Annotated in this window: 18 protein-coding genes; 9 read left to right on the top strand and 9 right to left on the bottom strand. The window is 64.9% G+C overall.

All coding sequences use genetic code 11. The annotated features are described in order from the left end of the window. Positions 1-20: 20 nt before the first annotated feature. The 3 genes from DWG18_RS00425 to DWG18_RS00415 all read right to left on the bottom strand — a co-directional run bounded on the left by DWG18_RS00425 (position 21) and on the right by DWG18_RS00415 (position 2,903). The gene (locus DWG18_RS00425; protein ID WP_115644558.1) at positions 21-659 is read right to left on the bottom strand and encodes a CoA transferase subunit B; all 639 of its coding nucleotides are present in this window, start codon (positions 657-659) and stop codon (positions 21-23) included. Between the two features lie 10 nt (positions 660-669). Continuing rightward, positions 670-1,392: a CoA transferase subunit A gene (locus tag DWG18_RS00420; RefSeq protein ID WP_205289419.1), complete on the bottom strand. Its 723-nt coding sequence runs from the start codon at positions 1,390-1,392 to the stop codon at positions 670-672. 98 nt (positions 1,393-1,490) lie between these two features. Next, the gene (locus DWG18_RS00415) at positions 1,491-2,903 is read right to left on the bottom strand and encodes a mannose-1-phosphate guanylyltransferase/mannose-6-phosphate isomerase (RefSeq protein WP_115644556.1); all 1,413 of its coding nucleotides are present in this window, start codon (positions 2,901-2,903) and stop codon (positions 1,491-1,493) included. A gap of 137 nt (positions 2,904-3,040) precedes the next feature. Here DWG18_RS00415 and DWG18_RS00410 point away from each other — a divergent pair, with 137 nt between their 5' ends. From DWG18_RS00410 to DWG18_RS00370, 9 genes are all read left to right on the top strand, one after another. Further along, on the top strand, positions 3,041-3,790 hold the full coding sequence (locus DWG18_RS00410; RefSeq protein ID WP_115647952.1) for an electron transfer flavoprotein subunit beta/FixA family protein: 750 nt from the start codon (positions 3,041-3,043) through the stop codon (positions 3,788-3,790). A gap of 80 nt (positions 3,791-3,870) precedes the next feature. Continuing rightward, on the top strand, positions 3,871-4,815 hold the full coding sequence (locus DWG18_RS00405; protein WP_115644555.1) for an electron transfer flavoprotein subunit alpha/FixB family protein: 945 nt from the start codon (positions 3,871-3,873) through the stop codon (positions 4,813-4,815). An 87-nt stretch (positions 4,816-4,902) separates the two neighbouring features. After that, positions 4,903-6,006 (top strand): DegT/DnrJ/EryC1/StrS family aminotransferase, encoded by a 1,104-nt coding sequence (locus DWG18_RS00400; protein WP_115644554.1) that lies wholly within the window; start codon positions 4,903-4,905, stop codon positions 6,004-6,006. Beyond that, a complete protein-coding gene (locus DWG18_RS00395; protein ID WP_115644553.1) occupies positions 5,991-6,980 on the top strand; it encodes a glycosyltransferase family 2 protein in 990 nt (329 codons plus the stop codon). The genes DWG18_RS00400 and DWG18_RS00395 overlap by 16 nt, the downstream gene beginning before the upstream one ends. After that, positions 6,977-7,783: a WxcM-like domain-containing protein gene (locus DWG18_RS00390; protein WP_205289378.1), complete on the top strand. Its 807-nt coding sequence runs from the start codon at positions 6,977-6,979 to the stop codon at positions 7,781-7,783. The genes DWG18_RS00395 and DWG18_RS00390 overlap by 4 nt, the downstream gene beginning before the upstream one ends. Then, positions 7,783-8,757, top strand: a complete 975-nt coding sequence (locus tag DWG18_RS00385; protein ID WP_115644552.1) for a GNAT family N-acetyltransferase — start codon at positions 7,783-7,785, stop codon at positions 8,755-8,757. Before DWG18_RS00390 ends, DWG18_RS00385 begins: the two co-directional genes overlap by 1 nt. Beyond that, complete coding sequence (locus tag DWG18_RS00380) at positions 8,757-9,392, top strand: MaoC/PaaZ C-terminal domain-containing protein (RefSeq protein WP_115644551.1); 636 nt, start codon at positions 8,757-8,759, stop codon at positions 9,390-9,392. Before DWG18_RS00385 ends, DWG18_RS00380 begins: the two co-directional genes overlap by 1 nt. Further along, positions 9,389-9,796 carry a GtrA family protein gene (locus DWG18_RS00375; RefSeq protein WP_162823625.1) on the top strand — a complete coding sequence of 136 codons (408 nt, stop codon included), beginning with the start codon at positions 9,389-9,391 and terminating at the stop codon, positions 9,794-9,796. Before DWG18_RS00380 ends, DWG18_RS00375 begins: the two co-directional genes overlap by 4 nt. A gap of 49 nt (positions 9,797-9,845) precedes the next feature. Then, positions 9,846-11,261, top strand: coding sequence for a DUF6056 family protein (locus DWG18_RS00370; protein ID WP_115644549.1), 1,416 nt, complete (start codon positions 9,846-9,848; stop codon positions 11,259-11,261). Positions 11,262-11,319: 58 nt separating this feature from the next. Here DWG18_RS00370 and DWG18_RS00365 read toward each other — a convergent pair whose 3' ends face one another. The 6 genes from DWG18_RS00365 to DWG18_RS00340 are packed head-to-tail and all read right to left on the bottom strand — an operon-like array spanning position 11,320 to position 17,944. Beyond that, the gene (locus DWG18_RS00365; RefSeq protein ID WP_162823624.1) at positions 11,320-11,901 is read right to left on the bottom strand and encodes a hypothetical protein; all 582 of its coding nucleotides are present in this window, start codon (positions 11,899-11,901) and stop codon (positions 11,320-11,322) included. A gap of 16 nt (positions 11,902-11,917) precedes the next feature. Beyond that, the gene (locus DWG18_RS00360; protein ID WP_115644547.1) at positions 11,918-12,766 is read right to left on the bottom strand and encodes a glycosyltransferase; all 849 of its coding nucleotides are present in this window, start codon (positions 12,764-12,766) and stop codon (positions 11,918-11,920) included. After that, positions 12,763-13,917 carry a hypothetical protein gene (locus DWG18_RS00355; protein ID WP_115644546.1) on the bottom strand — a complete coding sequence of 385 codons (1,155 nt, stop codon included), beginning with the start codon at positions 13,915-13,917 and terminating at the stop codon, positions 12,763-12,765. Before DWG18_RS00355 ends, DWG18_RS00360 begins: the two co-directional genes overlap by 4 nt. A 37-nt stretch (positions 13,918-13,954) precedes the next feature. Further along, positions 13,955-15,817 carry a hypothetical protein gene (locus tag DWG18_RS00350; RefSeq protein WP_162823623.1) on the bottom strand — a complete coding sequence of 621 codons (1,863 nt, stop codon included), beginning with the start codon at positions 15,815-15,817 and terminating at the stop codon, positions 13,955-13,957. Then, the gene (locus tag DWG18_RS00345; RefSeq protein ID WP_115644544.1) at positions 15,814-17,172 is read right to left on the bottom strand and encodes an ABC transporter ATP-binding protein; all 1,359 of its coding nucleotides are present in this window, start codon (positions 17,170-17,172) and stop codon (positions 15,814-15,816) included. Before DWG18_RS00345 ends, DWG18_RS00350 begins: the two co-directional genes overlap by 4 nt. Next, a complete protein-coding gene (locus tag DWG18_RS00340) occupies positions 17,162-17,944 on the bottom strand; it encodes an ABC transporter permease (RefSeq protein WP_240318555.1) in 783 nt (260 codons plus the stop codon). The genes DWG18_RS00345 and DWG18_RS00340 overlap by 11 nt, the downstream gene beginning before the upstream one ends. Between the last annotated feature and the right edge of the window lie 14 nt (positions 17,945-17,958).

The raw sequence follows: 17,958 nt of genomic DNA, 5'->3' as shown, positions 1-17,958 counted from the left end.
GCACCGGCAAGGCACTCGAATCAGCCGCTTACCGCTGCGACAGGCACGCCCGTTTTAACCGCCAACTCGTCCGCAGAAACGCCCGGGGCTAGTTCGACGAGCCGTAAACCGTCGGGCGTGACGTCCATCACAGCCAGCTCGGTGATGATGCGATTGACGACGCCTACGCCCGTCAAAGGCAGCGTGCATTCCGCCAGGATCTTGTGCTCGCCGTTCTTCGCCGTGTGCTCCATCAGCACGACGACCCGCTTGACGCCAGCCACCAGATCCATCGCACCGCCCATGCCTTTAACCATCTTGCCGGGCACCATCCAGTTGGCGAGATCGCCCTTGTCCGTCACCTGCATGGCGCCGAGGATCGCGAGGTCGATGTGCCCGCCGCGGATCATCGCGAACGAGTCGTGGCTGCCGAAGAAGCTCGCCCCCGGCTGCGCGGTGACGGTCTGCTTGCCGGCGTTGATGAGGTCGGCGTCGACTTCGGCCTCGGTCGGGAACGGGCCGATGCCGAGCAGGCCATTCTCGCTCTGCAGCCAGACGTCCATGCCGTCGGGGATGTAGTTCGCTACCAGCGTCGGCAGGCCGATGCCGAGGTTCACATAGGCGCCGTCGGTGAGTTCGCGGGCGGCGCGCTGCGCCATCTCGTCGCGGGTCCAGGGCATGGTCGTCTCCTCAGGCGGCGCGCACGGTGCGCTGTTCGATGCGCTTCTCGGGCGAAGCGTTCAGGACGATGCGATCGACGTAGATGCCCGGCAGATGCACGTGGTCGGGATCGATCTCGCCGATCTCGACGAGCTGCTCGACTTCGGCGACGCAGACCTTGCCCGCCATCGCGCAGGCCGGATTGAAGTTGCGAGCGGTCTTCCGGAACACGAGGTTGCCGGCCTTGTCAGCCTTCCACGCCTTCACCAGCGACACGTCGGCCCGCAGCGCGGTTTCCATCACGTACATGTGACCATCGAACTCGCGCGTTTCCTTGCCCTCGGCAACGACCGTGCCGTAACCGGTACGCGTGAAGAACGCCGGAATGCCCGCGCCACCCGCACGCAGGCGCTCGGCCAACGTGCCCTGCGGATTGAATTCGAGTTCGAGCTCGCCGGCGAGGAACTGGCGTTCGAATTCCTTGTTCTCGCCGACGTAGGACGAAATCATCTTGCGGATCTGTCGCGTCTCCAGAAGCAGCCCGAGGCCAAAGCCGTCGACGCCCGCGTTGTTGGAGATCGCCGTCAGACCGGTCACGCCCGAGTCGCGCAATGCCGCGATCAGCGCTTCCGGGATGCCGCACAGACCGAATCCGCCGACCGCCAGCGTCTGGTTGTCGGCGACCAGATCGGCAAGCGCCGTCTTGGCATCGGGAAAGACCTTGCTGCGCGCGGCCATGCGGACACTCCGTATACGGGACCCGCGGATTCTAGCGGTGCCGTTGCTGCACCGCACCGTACTTTTGGCCGATGCGGCTCCACCTGCAAGAACAGGGGAGGCCGCGCGCTTGGTCAGGAGCGACCGTAAACGTCCTCGAGGCGCACGATGTCGTCCTCGCCGAGGTAGTGCCCCGACTGCACCTCGATCAGCTCGACCGGCTCCGTGCCCTTGTTGCGCAGGCGATGCACGCTGCCGAGCGGAATGTACGTGCTCTCGTTCTCGTGCAGGTCGAACACGCGGTCGTCGCAGGTGACTTCGGCGACACCGGACACGACGATCCAGTGCTCCGCTCGATGCGCATGCTTCTGAAGGCTCAATGCCGCGCCCGGGTTCACGACGATGCGCTTGACCTGGAAACGCGCCCCCACCGCCAGCGAGTCGTAGCTGCCCCAGGGCCGGTACACCTTGCGATGCACGAGATGCTCGGTGCGCTTGTCCGCCTTCATGCGATCGACGAGCGCCTTGACGTCCTGCACGCGGTCCTTGCGCGCGACGAGTGTCGCATCGGGGGTGTCGACGATCACGAGGTCTTCGACACCCAACGTCGCGATCATGCGCCGCTCCGCCGCGCGCACGAGGTTGCCGCGACTGTCGACGGAGATGACGTCGCCATCGTGGCGATTACCGTCGGCGTCACGCTCTGCGACCGACCACAATGCGGACCACGAACCGATGTCGCTCCAGCCGCAGCTAACCGGCACGACCGCCGCGCGATCGGTCTTTTCCATCACGGCGTAGTCGATCGAATCATTGGGACTCGACGCGAACGCATCGGGATCGATACGGACGAAGTCGAGATCGCGCGTGGAACGGTCGTATGCCAAGCGGGCGGCGGTGGCGATCGCAGGCGCATGCCGCTCGAGCTCCTCGAGGTAGCGGCCGGCGCGGAACAGGAACATGCCCGAGTTCCAGGAGTAGCCGCCGTCCGCCACATAGCCCTCCGCCGTCGCACGATCGGGCTTCTCGACGAATCGCGCGACGGCGAAACCCGCATCACCTTGGGGTGCGCCACCGAGGATGTAGCCGTAGCCCGTCTCCGCGTAGTCCGGGCGGATGCCGAACGTCACCAGCCAACCATCGTCCGCCAACCCGGCAGCGCGGGCGACAGCGTCGCGGAACGCCGCCTCGTCCTCGATGAGGTGATCGGCGGGCAGCACCAGCATCAGGGCGTCCGCATCGCGCGCGAGCAGGTGGAGCGCGGCGATCGCGATGGCCGGCGCCGTGTTGCGCGCGACCGGCTCGAGCAGGATGCCGCCGTTCCGCAGGCCCACACCCTGCAGTTGCTCGCCGACCATGAAGCGGTGGTCGTCCGCGCACACGGTGACTGGCCCTGCCGCACCGGGCAGACGGCTCGCGCGCAACACCGTCTCCTGATACAGCGATCGATGGCCGAGGAGCGCGAGGAACTGCTTGGGCTGGTTCTGGCGCGACAACGGCCAGAGCCGGGTACCGCTACCACCACTGAGCACCACGGGATGCAGCATCGGATCGTCCTGAATCGGCGTGGTGACAGAATACCGCCGGCCGCCGTCACTCCCACCTAACGGCCAAAGCGGCCGCAGTCAGCTAAAATCGCCGGTCCTCAGCGCGCCCGCCGCGCACGTTCATGGAAATCCGCCCGATGAAGATCCTCGTCGCCTACAAGCGCGTGGTGGACTACAACGTCCGCATCCAGGTCAAGCCCGACGGCACCGGTGTCGTCACCGAGGGCGTGAAGCTCTCGCCGAACCCGTTCGACGAGATCGCGCTCGAAGAAGCGCTGCGCCTGCGCGACAAGGGCATCGCCACCGAGGTCGTGGTTGCCACGATCGCTCCGGCCGACGCCCAGCCGCATCTGCGCAACGGCCTTGCGATGGGTGCGAACCGTGCGATCCACGTCGTTGTCGACGGCCAGGACGTGCAGCCCCTCGCCGCCGCGCGCGCCCTGCTCAAGCTCGTCGAGCGCGAGCAGCCGGATCTCGTGATCCTCGGCAAGCAGGCCATCGACGACGACGCCAACCAGACGGGCCAGATGCTGGCCACGCTGTGGGGCCGTCCGCAAGCCACGTTCGCGTCGAAGCTCGAGGTCGCCGATGGCAAGGCCACGGTGACGCGCGAAGTCGACGCTGGCCTCGAAACGCTGGAAGTCGACCTCCCGGCCGTCGTCACCACGGACCTGCGCCTGAACGAGCCGCGCTTCATCAAGCTGCCGGACATCATGAAGGCCAAGAGCAAGTCGCTCGAGACAATCGCGTTCGCTGATCTGCGCGTCGACACCGGCGCCGGCCTGAAGACGACGTCGTACGCGCCGCCGGCCAAGCGCTCGAAGGGCATCATGGTCAAGGACGCCGCCGAGCTCGTCGCCACGCTCAAGCAGCGCGGCCTGCTGTAACGCCACGCCGGGCGGACGCGCGCGGCGCGACCGTCCGGTACGAAGGTTCCCGCGGAACGTCGTATACCGAGGAAATTCCGATGTCGAAGGTTCTGATCGTCGCCGAGCACCTGGGCGGCCACCTCAACGCCTCCACCGCCAAGTGCGTCACCGCCGCGAAGGCGTTGTCGCCGGAGGCCATCGACGTGCTCGTGCTCGCGGACGACCCGTCCGCGGTCGCCGCCGATGCGGCGAAACTCAACGGCATCTCCCGCGTGCTCACCGTCGCGAACGCGGCGAACGCCAGCGCTATCGCGCAGGTGCTCGCACCGCAGGTGGCGAAGGTCGCCGCGAACTACACGCATGTGTTCGGTCCGAGCACCACGTTCGGCAAGGACCTGATGCCGTGCGTCGCCGCGCTGCTGAACGCACCGCAGGTGTCGGATGCGATGGCGGTCGAAGGCTCGCGTACGTTCAAGCGCCCCATCTATGCCGGCAATGCGATCGTGACGGTCGAGGTGCCGGAGGGCGTGATCGTTGTCGCGACGATCCGCACCGCGTCGTTCGCCGAGACCGCGCGCGACGGCGATGCGCCGGTCGAGGCGACCAGCGTCGACGCAACGTTGCCGACCAACACGCGCTTCGTCGGCCTCGCGGCCGGCTCCAGCGACCGCCCGGACCTGCAGAGCGCGAAGCGCGTCGTCTCGGGCGGTCGCGGCGTCGGCTCGGCCGAAAACTTCAAGATCATCTACGACCTCGCCGACAAGCTCGGCGCAGCGGTCGGCGCGTCGCGCGCGGCGGTCGACGCGGGCTATGTTCCGAACGAGATGCAGGTGGGCCAAACCGGCAAGATCATCGCGCCGGAGCTCTACATCGCGGTCGGCATTTCCGGTGCGATCCAGCATCTGACCGGCATCAAGGACGCGGGCACCATCGTCGCAATCAACAAGGATGCGGATGCGGCGATTTTCGAGATCGCGGACATCGGGCTCGTGGGCGATCTGTTCCAGATACTGCCGGAGCTTGAGCAAGCGATCGTTGGCTGACCCCGCTCCAGACCGTTGGAGGCGTGCGACCATGGGGAGTTACGTAACGATGTCTTTCCGAAATTTGCCTTGCTCTAGGACTCCACAATGAAGGACATGATTCCCGTCAATTCGCTGGCACGCCACATCGCGCCACTTCAGCAGCAACTGAGCGCGGCGGCCGCGCGCGTCGTGGCGAGTGGACACTATGTGCTCGGGCCGCACGTCGTCGAGTTCGAGCGAGCGTTCGCGAGGTACTGCGGCGCTAGGGAGTGCATTGGGGTCGCTAACGGCACGGATGCCCTCGAGTTGGGATTGCGCGCCCTCGGTGTCGAACCTGGCGATGGTGTCGCCGTCGCGGCCAATGCCGCAATGTATGGCACGACCGCCACTCAGGCGTGCGGCGCGCAGCCCGTATTTGTGGACGTCGACGCGACGACGGGCACGCTCGATCCCGCCGACCTGGAACGCGTGCTTGCAGATGACGACCGCATTCGTGTCGTGATCGCCACACATCTCTACGGTCGGCTTGCCGATATGGCGGCGATCAAACGCATCGCCGAGGCCCGCGGTGTTCGCGTCATGGAAGACTGCGCGCAGGCGCACGGGGCGGTCCGCGATGGAGAACGTGCCGGCGCTATCGGTGATGCAGCAAGCTTCAGCTTCTATCCCACCAAGAACTTAGGCGCGCTCGGCGACGGCGGCGCCGTGACGACGAATGACCCGGCTGTCGCCGACCGCGTCCGCCGGCTTCGCCAGTACGGGTGGGAAGGCAAGTACAACAATGTGGACCGCGGGGGTCGAAACAGTCGGCTCGACGAAATCCAGGCAGCGATGCTCGCTGAGCTGCTACCTCGCCTGGATGAATGGAATGTTCGCAGGCGAGCGATTGCCAATCGCTACTCCGAAGGGATCAAGAACCCTACCATCGCGGTGCCGCCTGTCGCTGGCGACGACTACGTAGCGCACCTGTACGTCGTGCAGACCGAGACACGCGATGCACTGCGTGATCACCTCGCCGCTGCCGGAATCCAGAGCGACGTCCACTATCCGACGCCCGATCACCGTCAGCCGTGCCATGACGGTGCTTTTGCCGAGGTGCGCCTTCCGGTTACCGAGCATATGGCCCGAAGCGTGCTGACGCTGCCTTGCTTCCCCGAACTGGAAGACGCTGAAGTGGATCGGGTGATCGAGTCATGCAACCAGTTCTAAGGCCGCGCTTTTCACTTGTGATACCGGTGTACCGGAACGCGGGGTCGATCGCCGAACTCATTGCGACCGTGCGCAGTCTGCAGGACTCCCTCGACCATGCGTTGGAAACCATTTTCGTCGTCGATGGCAGCCCGGACGACAGTCATGCGCGCCTACGCGCGCACTTGGAAACAGGCGGGCTCCGCGGGCGTCTGATCCTGCTGTCCCGTAATTTCGGCGCGTTCGCGGCCATACGCGAAGGCCTTCTCCATGCGTCAGGCGATTATGCGGCAGTCATGGCCGCCGATCTTCAAGAGCCGCCTCAACTCGTTGTCGAGTTCTTCCGCAGGCTTGAGCGCGGTGAGGGCGATATCGCGTTCGGCGTACGCGAGTCCCGCGCCGATCCGTTTGCGTCCCGTGTGATGGCGAATGGTTTCTGGTGGGTCTACCGGCGTTTCGTGCAACGCGACGTACCGGTAGGCGGGGTTGACGTGTTTGCCGTTAACCGCGCGTTTCTCGATCGCATCGTCGCCTTCGAGGAGGCCAACAGCAGCCTGCTCGCCTTGCTCTTCTGGATCGGCGGGAGGCGGATATTCGTGCCATACGCGCGATCGGCTCGTCAGCATGGCAAAAGCGCGTGGACGTTCGGCAAAAAGCTCACGTACCTCCTGGACAGTGTTTTCGCCTTCACCGATGCGCCGATCCGGCTGCTCCTTGGGGCGGGCACGCTGGGGCTTTCGCTTTCTATGGTCGTGGGACTCGTCGTCCTGACCGGCCGCCTGTTGGGATGGGTCGCTGTTCCCGGTTACGCCGGGACAATGTTAGCCGTGCTGTTTTTCGGGGCTCTCAACGCTCTCGGGCTGGGGCTTGTCGGCAACTACGCCTGGCGTGCCTACGAGAATACGAAGCGACGGCCGCTGAGTATCGCGCTGGACGTTCAAGCCTTCGGAGAGAATGAAGGGAGTGGACGCGCTGAAGCAGGAGACAACGCATGAATCACATCGTGGCCGGGGCACTCGTTGAGCCGACCGTGGTGCGCGGGGAGAATGTAGTAATCCGACCCGGTGCAGTGGTGGTAGGCCATTGTGCTCTCGGGGACCGAGTCACCATCGGCGTCGGCGCGGTGCTCGACCCCGGTCATGGCGGTCGGCTGCGGGTCGAGGACGACGCACGGATCGGAACTGGCGCGACGGTCGCGGCACCTGTCACGATCAGTCGCGGTGCCGTGCTGCAAGCCGGCGCGGTCGTCGTCCGCGACGTGCCACCCCATGCCATCGTTTCGGGCAACCCTGCGCAGATCGTTGGCTATACCACTGAAGCGCGCCCCGCGGGCGATGCATCCTCTGCGCGTCGCCTGCCTGAGCCCGGGCAACACGAGACGCAGGTGCGGGGCGTCACCTTCCATCGGCTACCGAAAATTCTCGACCTGCGGGGAAATCTCAGTGTCGGCGAGTTCGAACGCTCGATTCCGTTCGACGCCAAACGTTACTTCTTGGTATTCGGTGTTCCGAACGCCGAGATCCGAGGCGAACACGCGCACCGCACGTGCCACCAGTTCCTGATCTGCGCGCACGGCAGTTGCGCGGTCGTGGCCGACGATGGACATCGCCGCGAGGAGTTCCTCCTGGACGATCCTTCGCTTGGCCTCCACCTGCCGCCACTGACGTGGGGCATCCAGTACAAGTATTCCCCTGACGCCGTGCTCCTTGTCTTCGCCTCGGAGTACTACGATGCGGGCGAGTACATCCGGGACTATCCCGAGTTCCTGCAACTGACGGCGACCGGAGGGTCGAGCTGATGATGCGTTCGGAGCCCCTCCTCGCCGGGTTATCTTGCGACCAGCTGCGTCGCGGCCTGACAGATGCTGGCATCGAGGGTTCGCACGCTTTTATCCGCACCCTAGACGCTGACTACGACCGTGGCATCCGGGTCGACGCATTGCTCAGCACCTTGCGCCCGGATGACGACCTTCGCTTTGTGGTCGGGTCCGGCGACACCGAATGCTGGGTGCTGGCCGAACGCCTCCCTTGGGATTCCGAGTTCTTTGGGCGGGGGATCGCACGGTTGAACGCTGTAGTGCGTCCGTCAAAGCGGCGCGAGTTACGGGCAGACGTCTCGCCCGAGGTCGATGCCGTAGATCGGGTGCTGGACGTCGCGCGCTCGCGCGGCATCGACTATGTGTTTGCACAGGTCGACGCGATCGACCTGCCAACGATCCGCATGTTGTCGGCGAGTGGCTTCGAGCTCATCGAGTCACGCTGTCACTACCACCGTCCGCTGGTCGATGCGCCGGTCGTGCGGCATCCGTGTCGACTCGCCACCCCGGACGATGCCCCGTCTCTTGCCCGCACTGCTCGCGAGATGGTTAATCCGTTCGATCGATTCCACGCGGATCCCGCCATCGCTCCCGCCGATGCCGACCGCCTGATGGAGCGCTGGGTGCATGCATCGCTATCGAGTGCCTTTGCCGACGCGACGATCGTTCCCGACGATCCGCAGCCAGAGGCGTTCTGCACTGCGCGTTACCACAAGGAGCACTGGACAGGGTGGAAGCTCAATCTCGCTCAGCCTGTGCTTAGCGCAGTGTCGCCACGCCACAAGGGCTGGTACGTGAAGATTATTTCGGAACTGGACGAACACCTACGATCGATCGGCGCCGAGCATTCCTTTCTCATCACCCAGCTGACGAACAACGCAGTCATCCGCTGCTGGGAGAAGCTTGGATATCAGTTTGGCAAGGGCGAACATGTCTTCCGCAGGGTGCTCCCCTGATGTCCGCATTCAACCCCGAGGCGCGCGCCCTGCGAACGCTGGACTGGAACGCCGACAGTGGGAGCGAGCGCCAGCTTGTCGCGGCCGTCTTGGCCGACCGCATCGATGAAGTGCGCGTGCACGCGAGCGCAGCCGATGCCGCGTCGCGCTTGGCGTCGGTCGGCTTCCCTCTCAAGTTTGCCGATGCCGCCGCCGGTGGTGCACACACGCTGACGCTGCGCCCGCTGCTCACATGGTCCGAGCAGACGCCGCTAACGCGCGAATTCGTGACCACCGGTGCGGACATCGAAGCGTACGGTCGCGCCAGCGGTGACATGAATCCCCTACATTTCGACGATGCCTTCGCTCAGGCGGCTGGGTTCCGTCGGCGCATTGCGCACGGCATGCTATTCAACGGCTGGCTGACACGCGTGCTCGGGACGGAGCTCCCTGGGCAGGGTTCGATCATCAGCCAGACGCGCTCGCTTTTCTTTGCCCCCGTGTATCCGGACGAGGTGTGCACGGTGCGCCTGTCTGTGGGCTATCTTGATACCGGCCGCGGACGCTACCTGATGGTCGCGCAACTCTTCGACCCCGAGGGCCTGCACTGCTGTATCGCGTATACCGACATCGTGCGCCGAGCCGCCGCCAGGTGACGACGGTGCTGCGCCGACGTACACCTTTGCTGACCGGACAAGTCGCTCGCTTCGTCCTCGCGGGCGCGCTGAACACGCTTCTGTCCTATGTGATCTATTGGTGCCTGCTTCGCGCGGTCGACTACCGCGTTGCCTACGCTACTAGCTACGTGGCGACGATTCTTACGGGGTTCGCTTTCAACACATGGTTCGTTTTCCGCACCACGTGGTCCTGGCGAAAGCTGGCGATGTTCCCGGGTGTCTATCTCGTGAATTTTTTCGTCGGCCTCGGCATCGTCTGGATGTGCATCTCGTTGCTGGGACTCCCAGCGGAAGTCGCCCCCATTGTCGCCACACTTGCGGTCGTACCCCTCGGATTCGTGATGACGAGGCTATTGCTCGGCGCCCCCTCACGATCCTCGTGACGCTATATGCCACCTGTGTTTCACACGGTGGAACTGAACAACAAATCGCATGTCGGACGCCATGACATCCCGGATCCACCGCGCACTCCCCATCTTCACCGCAACGCTGCCAGCAGCTGCTATCGCATTCACGGCGCTCGCGATGACGCTCTTCGCCTTCATGCAGACCGACGACTTCTGCACCTTTGGCCGTGTTGCGGCGGCGCATGGCAACCCGTTCCCCGACATCGCGACGCTCTATATGCAGTGGACCGGGCGCTATTCGTCGATCGTCGCAATGACCGCGGCGGCGGCGGCGAGTCATGTAGTACCGGCCGAGTTCCTGTATCCAGCGGGTTTGCTGGCGTGCGCATTGGTTTTCCTATGGGCATGCGTTAGCGCTAGCAGGTTGGTCGATCGCGAAATGCGGCCAAACTTCCCTTGGGCGGTCGCCGCATTCGGGACCGTGATGCTGCTGATGCCATCCAAGCTGGAACAGTACCTGTGGTTGACAGGCGCGACGGTGTACTTTCTGGGCGCTTCGCTGTTCCTGGTCCTGTTGGCTCGGGTCGCCGCCGCGGGTACTCGGCCGCTGTCCGTTCGGGGCGAGGTGCCGATTTGGGCGTTGGTCGTCGCCGTAGTCGGCTTTAATGAATTCGTCGCTGTCATGGTCGCCGCATGCCTCGCGGTGCCGGCCTTCGCCGCTCTGCGCACCGGCGGCCCACTGCGACCTCACCTCATCCGCTACGCCGTCTTCGCCGCGGCGTTCGCCGCGGCCGTGCTAGCGCCCGGCAATTTCGCGCGCGATTCCGCCAGCGTGCTAGCTCGACACGACCTGCAGGCAGCGCTGTCAACCGGCTGGGAGTCGTTGCAGCTTTTCGCGGCGCGCTTCGTCGTGGAGCCGACTGAGACCTGCGCCGCGCTGTTGGCGAGCGCTGGCGCCGGAATGCTGCTTTCGCAGTCGTCTCGTCCTACACCCAACTCCCACTGGGTGCCTTGGGTCATGGTACTCGCGCTCGCGATCCCCGTGCATTTAGTCGCCTATCCCTTTCTCGTCGGCGAAGCCGCACCGGGTCGCGTCCTCAATCAGGCCTTCACGTTCGCTGCGATCGCGGCTTTGATCCTGGCTGGTCGCGGAGGCGCTGCTGTCGCGCAGCGAGCCGGAGCTCGTTCGCTCTTGATTGGCTGCGTCACGTTGGGATTAGCCGGTCTTACTCTGCTGACCAGCTCGACGTACCGCACCGTGTTCAAGACCGCGGTGGACTTCGCTCCCAAATGGCACGCCGAGCAACTCGAACGTCATGCGGGCCTACAATTGCTCCGCGGGACGCGCAGGCCGGCATACGTCCGACCCTTCACACGCGAGGACGCGAACCCGCCAATCTACGCGGGGGGCGACGTGGGGCCGGACCCCAAGTACTGGATCAATCAGTGCGCCGCCGGCTATTACGGTATCGGCGCCGTCATTCAGATGCGGCGCGAGTAACAGACTCGAACGGGCGCCAACAGCGCCCGTTCGCCCAAAAGCACCGTAACGGCACGGGCTAGTTGATCACCAGCGTCTTGCCGCTCTCGCAGAAGAACTTCGCGCCGTTGCGCTCGACCACGAAGTCAACCTTGTAGCGACCGGCGGGTACCGCACCTGTCAGGGCGACATCCGCTTCGAAACCCGCGGCGGCCAACGCGGGCACCTTGAAGTACTCGCCGACGTCCGCGCGCTCCCAACCCGTACGCACCGGAATGCGATAGTTGGTAGCCGCACCCTTGAGAACGATGTCGAAGTCACCGGCTGGCTTATCACTCGGATCGATAAAGAAGCCCGCGAAATGCGTCGGTGCGCCGGAAACAGCCGCCAGCTCGTCTACGCCTTCAGGCGTCGTCAACGCGCACTGCTTCGCCGTCCACGTCGCTGACGCGAGCATAGCCACATCCTGCGGCTCGATCTTGGCGGGATCCACTGCGAGCGGCACGGTCTCGTACTTGACTGGCATCTGCTCCGCGGTCGGGGAGGTGGTCACGGCCGCATTAACGCCCTTGGACGAAACTGGCGCGGTTCCGCGATCGCAAGCTGCAAGCAGCACCACCGCAAGGACGAGCAATGACTTGTTGTGCATATCGAGCTCCAAGGTTCTGGTCGCGTGGCTAGCGCGCAGTAAGCCGAATGAGGAGGCGCCGAAGGCAGCCGGCGAACTTCCTCAGCGAGGGGTGTTGTGTGAAAAACGCATCGATCGGGCCGTACCGGGAGCGATATAGCGCCAACTCATCGTAAAGACCGAAGCGATGCTCGAATAGGAACTCCGCGTTGCGGGCAAAGAAATCGACGTTCGACCGGAAAATCTCTGCGTATGTAGAGACAACTGCAGACCTGTCACTCGAAAAACCCGTCGTGCGCGAAACCGGCTGAATCCTGTAAAAGAACAGGTACTCGTCGAGCTGCACGACGTGCCGTCCCAGATGGACGATCCGGATCCAGAATTCGTAGTCCTCAACGCCATGTCGGAGACTTTCCCGAAATCCGCCGACGGCTTCCCAGTCCGCCCTGCGGAACATGCTCGTAACGAAAATCACGTTGTCGATGACCAGCTCGCGCAACGTGTAGGACGGCAAAGCCCATGGGCCGCTTTCGGCCCCGAACTTCATTGCTTTGCAGTAAACGATGCCTACTTCGGGCATAGCCGACATGGCGGCCACCGCCTTCTCGACGTAAGTCGGGGCGATGCGGTCGTCTGCGTCGAGCGGTAGTATGAATTCACCCGTGGCTGCCCGAATCGCCGCGTTGCGCGCCGCGGCCGGACCCGCGTTGGCCTGCAAGATGACGCGCACGCGCGGCCATGCGTGCTCCCGCAGCAGACTCTGAGTGCGCGCGTCTGTCGATCCGTCATCGACTATGACGATCTCGATATCGGAGTACGTCTGAGCGAGCACTGACTCCACTGCCTCGATCAGCTGATCTCCGGCGTTGAAGCAGGGGATAACGACAGAAACTTTCACTGCAAACGTCCGCTACTCAACTTGCGCGCGCCGCGTGCGAGCGTAGTCGCCACACCATTTCGGCGTACTGACGAAAAAAATCGCTCGATGAGCCACGGCGGCGGCTCCTCTGCCGTGGCCGGCACACTCGCCTGCGACTCGCACGAAACCTGTGCGGTCGGCTGCGCGGTGGCGAGGATGTCCGCATCAGACGCCGCGAAGGGATCCGGGACGAGGGCCCACAGCGACTGGTCGCGATATGCCACACGGGCCTCGCGCGATATATCCGCGCCACTGTAGTACGTGTTGTACGACCACCGCAACCTGCCGAGCGACTGTTGGCCGTGGGCATCGAGCAGCGCGCGGTACTCGGCGTACAACTGGACGAAGGCCTCGCGATTGTCGTCAGTCAGCCACCAGCCAATCGCCTTGTCGATCGTTCCAGAGTCGAGTCCCGAGAAGTGGATGAAACGTAGCGGATCGCCGTTGACGACGTACGCGCCGTCGACGACACGCAGGTCACTGCCGAGCAACGACCACGTCGCGAAGTCGTATCCATGGTGTTTCAGTACGTGCGTATCGAAGAAGCACGGCGCTAGGTCGATCCACTTCTGGTCGGTGAAGATACCGCGGCTCTTGTCGTCGTAGCAGAACAGAAACAGGCGGTCGGCCCACCACTCGAGGAAGCGCTTGGAATTTTCGTCGCGGCGCACCGCGAGGAATCCGAGGTTGTAGGTGCCGTGGGCGAGCGAACTGATCTCCATGTCGATGTTGCCCGGCCGCAGCAAGTGCGGGCACAGCACGATCGAATGGGCATCGAGGGCGGCTTCGAGCTCGGTGAAGTCGCCGTAGGCCAGCACGTCCGGATCCAGGTAGACGAATTTGTCCGCCTGGGGATAGCGCTCCGTCAGATGGATCATGAAACGGGGCTTGACCGCGGTGGACGCTTCGACGATCGAGTGGCGGAAGATGAAGCTGTCGAAGTTCGACCAGCCTGCGTCCTTCGCCAGCACCACCTCGTCGAAGTGCGGGTAGTCCAGCGCCACTTGGGGCACCTCGCGCTCGACGAGGCACAGCACGAACGTCGCGTCGCGACAGTTGCGCTTCACGGATTCCGCCAGGGCCATGGCCTTGGGCAGGTAGTTGGAGCAGATCGAAGTGAAGTAGATCATCGAAAAACCTCGCGGGAAATCGTTGCTGTGTCTCGGGTCATCGGGCGCGTGGCCGTAGTGCCGCCGCAAGGGCCCGGAGCGGGCGCGTGACGCGCCACGAATGCGAGCGGTAGATCGCATCGAGCGTCACCTGGAGGCCATTGGCTTGATGCAGTGTTTCGGCGAGTACCGCCTCGCTGGCTTCGAGGCGCGCGGCGAGCGCACCGGCGTGCGTCCGGAGCTGCTCGATGTCGGTGCGCGCCCGGATCAGTGCCCCCTCCAATTCGGCGCGCACCGCCTCCGCCTCGATGCCCGCCTGCACGTGACGTTCCACGTCCGTGCGCAGCCGATCGCGCTCGCTCGCCAGCTCCCGCTGCAGGTCGACGGCCTCGTCGGCCCACCGCAACTGCGCGGTCAGCTGCGACTCCAGTTCCGCATGCTCGGCCTGGAGCGCTTGGTGGCGCGCCACGGCCTCCTCGGACCACCGGATCTGGGCGATCAGCTTCGAGTTGATCTCGTCGCGTTCGGCCTGCGTCGCTTCCAGACGCACCGCGGCGGCCTCAGACCAGTTGATCTGCGCCGTCAACCGCGAGGACAACCCGTCCCGCTCGGCCTGCATCGCCTCCAGTCGTGCCGCGGCGTTCTCGGACCACCTGACCTGCGCCGTCAGCTGCGAGCGCAGTTCATCGCGCTCGGCCTGCAACGATTCAAGGCGCGCTGCAGCGTCGTCCGACCACCGGATCTGTGCCTTCAGCTGCGAACGGAGCTCATCGCGCTCGGCCTGCAACGATTCGAGCCGCTCCGCCGCGTCTTCCGACCAGCGGATCTGCGCCGTTAGCTGCGAGCGCAGCTCATCGCGCTCGAGTTGCAAGGCGTCGTGCCGGGCAACGGCGTCCTCAGACCATCGCAGCTGAGCGGCGAGCTTCGATGCGAGCTCCTCGCGCCCGGCGGAGAGCGTGTCGAGCTGCATCAGCAGCCCGCCATTCGTCTCGGTGTGCGCTTCGACCTGTGCGTGGAGGTCGCGCTCGCTCTGCTTGCGGTGGCTGACGGCGGTCTCTAGGCGCTGCACCATCGCCGCGAAGGCATCCAGTTCGTCGGCGCGCTCGGCCCAGAGAGCATCGAACGCGGCCGAGCGGGCATCGAGGTCGTCCCACTGCGCACGGCCGGCGGCGATCTGTTCGACGGTGTCGTAGACATCCGTCGCGAGCTTCAGAAACACGCCGTCCCCATCGGCCTGCGCCGGCGCTACGTGATGGCGTGCTCCGGGGTCGACGAAATCGCGCAGGCCTTGCGGCTCTACGGTGGCGTCGAGACCGAGGCGGGCCATCGCCTCGCCGATCGTGCGAACCGGGTCTTCGATGAGATCGGCATACCGGATCACCGCGCGGTCGAGACCTCGGGTGTCACGCACCGCGTCCAGTACATACCGCAGCCACAGCAGGACGGCGGCCCGCGGCGGCCAGCCATTGCGCTTCTCCAGCGACGCCGCCACCTCGAGGGGATGCCGCGCGACGATCATGGCGGTCGCGCGGATGTCGGTTTCGCGCAACACGTCGGTCCAGATGGGCAGGAAGCGGCAGATGCGCGGATCCTTGATGGCCCATATCGGTTGGGCCGCGAAGTCGCGCTTGACCAGCGCGCGTATCTCCGCTTCCGCAGCGGCCGCCGCGTCCGTCGAGCGCCAGCCCGGCGGCAGGGCACGCACGTCGTCCCATCGCCGCTCGAGTGCGTCCAGCAGCCGGTCGTGGATGTCGACGGCGTCCTCGTGCTCCCAGTAGCCCGTCGGATTATCCGGGCCCGGCGCCAGCATCCGCGAGCCGAGGGCCACCCCGAAATGGCGCAGTGCACCGGCCGTGGCCGACGTGCCGCTCCGGTGCATGCCCGCGACGAGAATCGCAGTACGGGAAGCGGCTGTGCTCATGCGACGGCTGCGGACGCCTCAAAGTCGAGGTCGACCAACCCGGTCAGCACGAGCCGGGAGGGAAGTACGCGGAACATGGCGACGTCGATCTGGCGGTCGACGTAGTCCTCGCCTTCGGCTTCGCGCGCCAGCACACCCGCGTTCAAGAAATACGTGCCGGAGGCCAGCGCGCACCGGAAACGGAATGCGACCTCGATCGTCGAACCGGCCTCGACCACTGGAATGCAGTCGCCCTCGGCGGCGGTGGCAGTACCGGCCACGTCGATACCGGTCTTCGTCTTGATCATCATGCCGCAACGCACACCCACCAGAGAGCGCTCGGCGACGACGCGATACCGGTAGACGTACTCGCCTCCGGTCGACACGACATTGACCCGGCGGCCGTCCGGCGTCTCGAGCCGCGGGTCGCCGATTCGCGCGCCCTTGGTCTCGTAGAGGATCGTACTGGCCGGGACCAACCCTTCTTCCCAAAACGAGGTGGGGTCGGCGGCGGCCAGCGGCAATGCATCCTGCGGTGCTGCGGCATCGGCGGCGGCGGCGGCGGCAGGGCTACCAGCGTCCGCCAGAGCCAGGCCACGGCGGATCTCCGAGCGGATCGCATCGGTACGATCCGCGGGTGCGTATACCAGCTTCTGGTATAGCGACACGACGTGCTTGGGCGCCCCCTGTGTGAGCAGTTCGCCGGCGTCGAGCAGGATGGCGCGGTCGCACAGGTCGATGACCGTGCCCGCGGAATGCGAGACGAATAGGATCGTCGCGCCGTTGTCGCGAATCTCATTGATCTTGGCGAAACACTTGCGCTGGAACGCCTCATCGCCGACCGACAGCGCCTCGTCGACCACTAGAACCTCCGGCGTCACGTTGATCGCCACGGCGAACGCGAGGCGAACGTACATGCCGCTCGAGTAGGTCTTGACCGGCTGCTCCATGAAGGGGCCGATGTCGGCAAAGGCCGCGATGTCGTCGAACCGCGCTTCGATCTCCGCGTTCGTGAGCCCGAGCACCGTGCCGTTGAGGAACACGTTCTCGCGTCCAGTGAACTCGGGATTGAACCCCGCACCGAGCTCCAACAGCGCGGCGATGCGACCTCGTACCTGGACATCGCCACGGCTCGGCGTGAGCGTTCCGCAGATCATCTGCAGGAGCGTCGACTTGCCCGAGCCGTTGCGGCCCACGATGCCAACAGTTTCGCCCCGGTGGATCTCGAGGTCGACACCGCGCAGCGCATCGAATTCCTCGTACCACCGGTTCTCGGGGCCCGGTGCCAGCATCTGCATCAGCCGGTGGTGCGCCTTCCGGTAGACAGGGAACGACTTGCCGAGCCCTTCGGCCCGGATGACCCAATCAGAGGACATCCGCGAATCCCTTCTGCGTCGCCTTGAACCATGCGCGGCCCGCGTACATCAGCAGCGTCGCGATGCCGAGATAGAGGGCGAGCCCGGCCCAGTTGGGCATCCTGTTCCACAACATCACGTCGCGCGCCTGGTCGATGATGAAGGTCAGCGGGTTGGCGAGGAAAACCCAGCGGTAACGCGGATCGACGCTGTCGACCGGCATCATCGCGGATGAGATGAAGAGGAACGCCATCGACGCGAGGCCCGTGACCTGCGCGATGTCGCGCACGTATACGCCGAGCGACGCGAGGATCCACGACATGCCCAGCGACAGCACGACGAGCGGGAGCATGACGAAAGGGAGGAAGACGATCGTCCAGGAGAAGTCGCCATTCATGATCAGCCGCAATACGACAAACACGACGAGGTTCGCCGCGGTGTGGAACAGCGCGGACATCACCATGGGCCACGGGAGGATGTCGAGCGGAAAGACAACGCGCTTGACGAAGTTCGGATTCGATACGACTAGGACAGGGGCCTTATTGAGGCACTCGGCGAAGAACCCGTGCACGATGATCGCCGCGAACAGGATGATCGCAAAGCTCGCATGACCTTCGCGGGCTTCCGGCCAGCGCCCGCCCATCACAGTTCCGAAGGCGAACGTGTAGATGCAGAGCAACAGGAACGGGCTGATCAACGACCAGCCCATGCCAAAGCTTGAGCCACGGTACCGGCCCTGGATGTCGCGCTTGGCCAGCTCCAGTGTGAGCGAGCGGTAACGGGTCAGCGCCACGAACGGCCCCGCCA

Source organism: Lysobacter sp. TY2-98, from assembly GCF_003367355.1.
GTDB lineage: Bacteria > Pseudomonadota > Gammaproteobacteria > Xanthomonadales > Xanthomonadaceae > Cognatilysobacter.
The sequence above is the reverse complement of the archived record's forward strand: the minus strand, read 5'-3'. Positions and strand labels throughout refer to the sequence as shown.